Origin of the sequence: uncultured Bacteroides sp. (assembly GCF_902491285.1) — a bacterium.
In the GTDB taxonomy this organism is placed as follows: Bacteria; Bacteroidota; Bacteroidia; order Bacteroidales; family Bacteroidaceae; genus Bacteroides.
Genome location: NZ_CABUHK010000144.1, coordinates 1 through 6,468 on the forward strand (window position 1 = coordinate 1; position 6,468 = coordinate 6,468).

General features: G+C 42.1%; 5 protein-coding genes and 1 pseudogene. 3 read left to right on the forward strand and 3 right to left on the reverse strand.

Features of this window, described 5'->3' with window-relative positions:
- Positions 1 to 222: 222 nt before the first annotated feature.
- Together RDN93_RS21295 and RDN93_RS21300 are read right to left on the reverse strand one after the other, a co-directional pair.
- The gene (locus tag RDN93_RS21295) at positions 223 to 648 is read right to left on the reverse strand and encodes an amino acid-binding protein (protein ID WP_308747330.1); all 426 of its coding nucleotides are present in this window, start codon (positions 646 to 648) and stop codon (positions 223 to 225) included.
- Between the two features lie 32 nt (positions 649 to 680).
- A complete protein-coding gene (locus RDN93_RS21300) occupies positions 681 to 1,979 on the reverse strand; it encodes a phenylacetate--CoA ligase (RefSeq protein ID WP_308747331.1) in 1,299 nt (432 codons plus the stop codon).
- 134 nt (positions 1,980 to 2,113) lie between these two features.
- On the opposite strand from RDN93_RS21300, the gene uvrB reads away from it, so the two are divergent.
- Positions 2,114 to 4,147, forward strand: coding sequence for an excinuclease ABC subunit UvrB (uvrB, locus tag RDN93_RS21305; protein WP_308747332.1), 2,034 nt, complete (start codon positions 2,114 to 2,116; stop codon positions 4,145 to 4,147).
- Positions 4,148 to 4,551: 404 nt separating this feature from the next.
- Here the strand turns inward: uvrB and RDN93_RS21310 are convergent, their stop codons facing one another.
- Positions 4,552 to 5,256 carry an SGNH/GDSL hydrolase family protein gene (locus tag RDN93_RS21310; RefSeq protein ID WP_308747333.1) on the reverse strand — a complete coding sequence of 235 codons (705 nt, stop codon included), beginning with the start codon at positions 5,254 to 5,256 and terminating at the stop codon, positions 4,552 to 4,554.
- Between the two features lie 270 nt (positions 5,257 to 5,526).
- Between RDN93_RS21310 and RDN93_RS21315 the strand changes: the two are divergent.
- Both RDN93_RS21315 and RDN93_RS21320 read left to right on the forward strand, forming a co-directional pair.
- Positions 5,527 to 5,691 (forward strand): annotated as a pseudogene (locus tag RDN93_RS21315) (vancomycin high temperature exclusion protein); the annotation flags it as partial.
- A gap of 5 nt (positions 5,692 to 5,696) precedes the next feature.
- Positions 5,697 to 6,173, forward strand: a complete 477-nt coding sequence (locus RDN93_RS21320; RefSeq protein WP_308747334.1) for a hypothetical protein — start codon at positions 5,697 to 5,699, stop codon at positions 6,171 to 6,173.
- Positions 6,174 to 6,468: the final 295 nt, after the last annotated feature.

Sequence of the window (6,468 nt, forward strand, 5' to 3'; positions counted from 1 at the left end):
TATTTAAAAATAATGCGCAAAGTTACTTATTCGCTGGGAATTTAGCAATTAATCTATGTTTTTTAATACATAAAAGGCGTTAAACATCGACAAAAGGGGAGAAAATGACGTCAAACCGTAAACAATATGCGGTGAACAAACTGCACTATCCACTAAAAGCACAGCCCATCCACCGCATATTATTTGCCATTCATTGTTTACTTCCTACATTCAATCTGAAATTTACAGTTTATACAAGTCGCTCGCTGCCAACAAGTCGACCTTCTTTTCTTTCAGCACTTCGATACACTTATCCAGATTGCTGGGGCGGATCACCACATTAGCGATATTGTTATTGGCAAACGAATACATATATTCGATAAACACCCCTTCATCAGATAAGAATCCCAGTACTTTAGCCAACGCGCCCGGTATGTTCGGGCAGCTAATGCCGACCACATCAGTCACATTCACTGCAAAATGGTTATCTTTCAGAGCTTTATATGCTCTATCCGGGTCGGATACGATTCCACGCAAAATACCAAAATCGGCATTTTCTGCGATGCACAAGGCAGAAAGATTTATATTTTCTTTCGCCAGCACTTCAGTCACTTCCGTCAAACGGCCTGACTTATTTTCCAAAAAGATAGAAAGTTGTTTTGCTACCATAATTGTAAAGTATTATATTGTAAGTTCAGGTATTAAATTTTTCTGTTATCAATCACTCGCTTCGCTTTGCCTACGCTACGCTCAATGCTGCGCGGCTCTACCAGCTTCACGTTGACTCCCAAGCCGAGCACGCTTTGCAGGCGTCCCGCCAGTTTCTTCTTCAAAGCCAGCATCTTGTTAATCTCGTCGGAATAGAAATCCGGACGAACTTCCACCTGAAGCTCCATCGTATCGGTATTGTTTTCACGACCTACTATCAACAGATAATGCGGTTCAAATTCCGCCATCTCGAGAATAACAGATTCGATTTGCGTCGGGAATACGTTTACACCACGGATAATCAGCATATCATCACTACGTCCCAGGATGCGGTCCATTCGTACCAATGTACGGCCACAAGAACACTTATCGTAATGCAAAGCGGTCAGATCGCGCGTACGGTAACGAAGCAACGGCATACCTTCTTTAGTAAGATGTGTAAATACCAGTTCGCCTGTTTGACCGTGCTCTACCGGTTGCAAAGTATTCGGATCGATAATTTCGGGGAAATAATGGTCTTCATTCAAGTGAGTGCCATGCTGGCATTCACACTCATAGCCAACCCCCGGCCCGGCTATTTCACTCAAGCCATAAATATCATAAGCCTTGATGCCCAGCTTTTCCTCGATTTCATGACGCATATTTTCCGTCCAGGGTTCCGCACCGAACGCGCCGACCTTCAACTTGAATTCTTCACGCGGCAGACCGGAATCCTTGATAGCATCCGCCAAATAAAGTGCATAAGAAGGTGTACAACAAAGTACCGTAGAGCCGAAATCATGCATCAAAGTAATCTGTTTCTCCGTATTTCCACTGGACATCGGGATAACGGAAGCCCCAATATTTTCAGCTCCGGCATGTGCGCCCAACCCGCCCGTGAAAAGACCATATCCATAAGATACCTGGAATATATCAGAACGGCCTGCCCCATATGCGGTAAAAGCACGGGATATGCACTCCGCCCATGAGGACAGGTCCTTACGGGTGTATCCAACGACAGTCGGCTTTCCGGTAGTACCGGAGGATGCATGGATACGTACAATCTGACTCATCGGCACCGCACAGAGTCCGAACGGATAATTATCTCTTAAATCATGTTTCGTGGTAAACGGCAGTTTCACAATATCATCAATGCTATTGATATCATCGGGAGTAACCCCCATCTCCTGCATCTTCTTCCGATAAAAAGGCGTGTTGTGATAAACGTAATCTACAATTTTCTTGAGTCGTATGCTTTGAATCTTGCGAAGACTTTCGCGGTCCATACACTCAATGCTCTCATTCCAAATCATGTGTTTCTGGTATTACTAGTTGTATGAATCTGTTTTTTGATATTAATATGTTGCAAAGTAAAGGATTTATTTGGAAAAATGATTTGTAATCTCGATTATTTTGCCGAATATTGCTCCACTTTTTAGGATTAACTATGAATTTTGAACTAACATCAGCTTACAAGCCTACCGGGGATCAGCCGGAAGCTATCGCACAACTGACTGAAGGGATACTCCAGGGAGTCCCTGCACAGACTTTATTGGGAGTCACCGGCTCGGGAAAAACATTTACCATTGCCAATGTGATAGCCAATATCAACAAACCGACATTGATTCTGAGTCATAATAAAACGCTGGCCGCACAGTTGTATGGCGAGTTTAAAGGATTTTTCCCCAATAATGCGGTGGAATATTACGTTTCTTACTATGATTACTATCAGCCGGAAGCCTATCTGCCAAGCAGTGATACATATATAGAAAAGGATTTGGCTATCAATGACGAAATTGACAAGTTGCGTCTTGCCGCCACCTCCGCCCTGCTCTCCGGACGGAAAGATGTGGTGGTAATCTCTTCCGTGTCCTGCATCTACGGTATGGGAAATCCGTCGGACTTTTACAAGAATGTAATCGAGATAGAACGGGGACGCATGATGGATCGCAACGTATTCCTTCGCCGGCTGGTAGACAGTTTGTATGTGCGTAACGATATTGACCTCAACCGTGGTAATTTCCGCGTGAAAGGTGATACGGTGGATATTTACCTGGCTTATACGGACAATCTGCTTCGTGTCACTTTCTGGGGAGATGAAATTGATGGCATAGAGGAGGTAGACCCTATTACAGGTGTCACTACCGCTCCATTGGATGCTTACAAGATTTATCCGGCGAATCTGTTTATGACTACCAAAGAAGCCACTCTCCGCGCTATTCACGAAATAGAAGACGACTTGACCAAACAAGTGGCTTTCTTTGAGTCCATCGGCAAAGAATATGAAGCTAAACGGCTCTATGAACGGGTCACTTACGATATGGAAATGATTCGGGAACTCGGTCATTGTTCCGGTATTGAAAATTATTCCCGCTATTTCGACGGTCGTGCTGCCGGTACCCGCCCCTACTGCCTGCTTGACTTTTTCCCGGAGGATTTTCTGATAGTCATTGACGAAAGCCACGTCAGCGTACCGCAAATCCGCGCTATGTACGGGGGAGACCGTGCACGTAAAATCAATCTTGTAGAATACGGTTTCCGTCTGCCTGCCGCTATGGACAACCGCCCGTTGAAATTTGAAGAGTTTCAGGAGATGGCGAAACAAGTCGTTTACGTCAGTGCCACACCGGCAGATTACGAGTTAATCCAGTCTGAAGGTATTGTTGTGGAACAAGTGATCCGCCCTACCGGCTTGTTGGATCCGATTATTGAAGTCCGTCCGAGCCTGAATCAGATTGACGACTTGATGGAGGAAATCCAACTGCGGATTGAGAAGAAAGAACGTGTGCTTGTCACCACGCTGACCAAACGAATGGCAGAAGAGTTGACAGAATACCTTCTTAACAATAATGTAAGGTGTAACTATATCCATAGCGATGTCGATACCCTCGAACGTGTCAAAATCATGGATGATCTCCGGCAAGGAATCTATGATGTACTAATCGGGGTGAATCTGCTTCGTGAAGGATTAGACCTCCCTGAAGTGTCCCTTGTAGCCATTCTTGATGCAGATAAAGAAGGATTCCTCCGCTCACATCGCTCTCTGACACAGACCGCAGGACGTGCCGCACGTAATGTAAACGGAAAAGTGATCATGTATGCCGACAGGATGACGGACAGCATGAAGTTGACCATTGACGAGACTAACCGTCGCCGTGAAAAACAATTGGCGTATAATGAAGCAAACGGCATTACTCCGCAACAAATCAAGAAGGCTAGAAACCTGGCCGTATTTGGTAATGCAAACTCCGAAGCAAATGAATTGCTGAAAGAGAAACATGCTTATATTGAACCTGCCACGCCCAATATCGCAGCCGATCCGGTGGTACAGTATATGAGTAAACCGCAAATGGAGAAGAGTATCGAGCGTACCCGCAAACTTATGCAGGAAGCTGCCAAGAAGTTGGAATTCATTGAAGCTGCCCAATATCGTGACGAATTACTGAAACTGGAAGATTTAATGAAAGAAAAATGGGGATAAGATTTTTCATTCTCCATCTATTACGGAAGATGGAGAATCTTAACAAGTCTATAATACTGGAAGCAAACATTTAACGAGTGTTATAAAAACACTAATCATTCACTGATAATTTGCAAATATCACGAAAGTCCGTATCTTTGCACTGTGTTTTTCATAGTATTAGATTTAAGGTTAACAAAGGTTGGAGCAAGGCGTTGCTCCTTTTTTTATGCCCATACTTATCCTGCATTTCTTATTTCAGCACAGCATATAAAAATAGTGACGCTATCCGGGTAGGATACCGTCACTATCGTAACCACATAGCGTCACTATACCAACCGGATAGTGACGCTATTTTATTCACTAGTTTCGACTACAAAAATTCACTTATTTATGACCGATGTATCAAAGTCTGCCAATATTCTTTAAAGCGCCTTGTCTATCGCTGCTTTAATCAACGGCTCCATTATATCATATCCCTCACCCGTCGGATGAACCCCATCTTTTGTATATTGAGGATTCAAAGCTTGATTATCATCGGCCACCATTGCCTTATAATAATTAACGAACGGAATTTTATTAGCTTTAGCATAAGCCTCTATACGGGCATTCAAAGCCTGAATCTTCTGTGGAGCATCCTTTATCTCCATTCTCCATTTAAAAGCCGCAGCAGGAAGTACAGAAGTCAATATCACCTTTATCTTATTTGCCTTAGCCAGTTCGACCATAGAAACGATATTGCCAAAAGTATAATCTTCATTGTAAGGATTCGTGTTTTCTGCCACATCATTGGTTCCGGCATTAATGACTACCAAAGCCGGAGAAAGATTTATCACATCTTCACGGAAGCGCAGCAAGAACTGATAGGAAGTCTGTCCGCTAATACCACGACCGATATATCCGTTCGTCTTAAAAAAGTCCGGATGAGTCCGCACCCATCCTTCGGTAATGGAATTTCCCATGAACACAACCCTTTTCTCTTTTTTTGCCGGTTTCGGCAATGCTGCATTCTCTTTAGCATAGCGAGCCAGGTTTGCAAAATCCTTTTTCTGAGCAAATGTCTCTCCTATTGAGAAACTAAAACAAATAACAGCCAATAATACCCACTGGCCTATCCTTTTCCTTTTCATCTTTATATTTTTAAGTATTAGTGTATTAATTGCACGCAAAGATAAAGATTTCTCTTATATTTCGTTGCTTAACCAGCAAATAAGCGTTAATGCGAGCCCTCAAATCCTTAATCTATGTTATATAACATATTGTTTTTCTTGAATTATTTGCTATTGTCGCAAAAGTCCGTACCTTTGCAATGTGTTTTTCATAGTATTAGATTTAAGGTTAACAAAGGTTGGAGCAAGGCGTTGCTCCTTTTTTTATGCCTATACGTTTGGAATCCTAAAAAGAATAGAATAGATGCTATCGGTTATAACGCCAAACACGTGGATACCTATTCAGGATTAAAAACCAATATCCGGGAACTATTTGCAAGAGTAAAAATATTTATCGACTTAGCAATAGACAAACAACCCCATTTCTTTGGAGAGAAAATTATAATTGAAAAATAATAATAATGGAACAACAACCTCAACTCAACGACCACAACAAGCAGGAGTATCCTCCCATGCATACAGCAGAGCATTTATTAAACGCTACCATGGTAAAAACCTTCGGTTGCCCGCGCTCCCGCAACGCCCACATAGAAAGAAAAAAAAGCAAATGCGACTATATTCTTTCATCTTGCCCGACAGCGGAGCAAATACAAGCTATCGAAAACAAGGTAAATGAAGTTATCAGTCAGAATTTACCAGTAACTGTCGAGTTTATGACACACGAACAGGCAAAGGACATCGTAGACCTAAGCAAACTGCCCGCTGACGCCAGCGAAACACTTCGCATCATTCGTATTGGAGATTATGATGCCTGTGCCTGTATCGGCGCGCATGTATCCAATACCTCTGAAGTTGGAAGTTTCAAAATCATTAGTTATGATTATGATGAAGAAAGACAAACGCTAAGATTAAGATTCAAATTAGTCGAGAAGAAATAAACAGATTATCAAATTAATACCTATATTATATAAAATAAATAAAAACAGAACACATTTTGGCATCAAACAGGTAAAATTGACATTGTTTTAATGACAAATAGACAAATTCAGTCATAAAAATCTCCTGGCATAAGGTTTGCACTATTAAGAGTGAACGACGGTTCAAGAACAGACGGTGAATACCGGAATAATCCCCACCACCGGAAGTGAAAGTTCCGAAGTTCAAACTTGAATTAATAAAATGTTTAACTTAAAGATAGGAGACTAAAATTATGATGCCTGTTAGAAGAACTCA

Bases quoted from the DNA above. Each gene is read 5' to 3' on its own strand.
- uvrB (WP_308747332.1), top strand. From the start codon at position 2,114: ATGAATTTTGAACTAACATCAGCTTACAAGCCTACCGGGGATCAGCCG.
- RDN93_RS21295 (WP_308747330.1), bottom strand. From the start codon at position 648: ATGGTAGCAAAACAACTTTCTATCTTTTTGGAAAATAAGTCAGGCCGT.
- RDN93_RS21320 (WP_308747334.1), top strand. From the start codon at position 5,697: ATGGAACAACAACCTCAACTCAACGACCACAACAAGCAGGAGTATCCT.
- RDN93_RS21300 (WP_308747331.1), bottom strand. From the start codon at position 1,979: ATGATTTGGAATGAGAGCATTGAGTGTATGGACCGCGAAAGTCTTCGC.
- RDN93_RS21310 (WP_308747333.1), bottom strand. From the start codon at position 5,256: ATGAAAAGGAAAAGGATAGGCCAGTGGGTATTATTGGCTGTTATTTGT.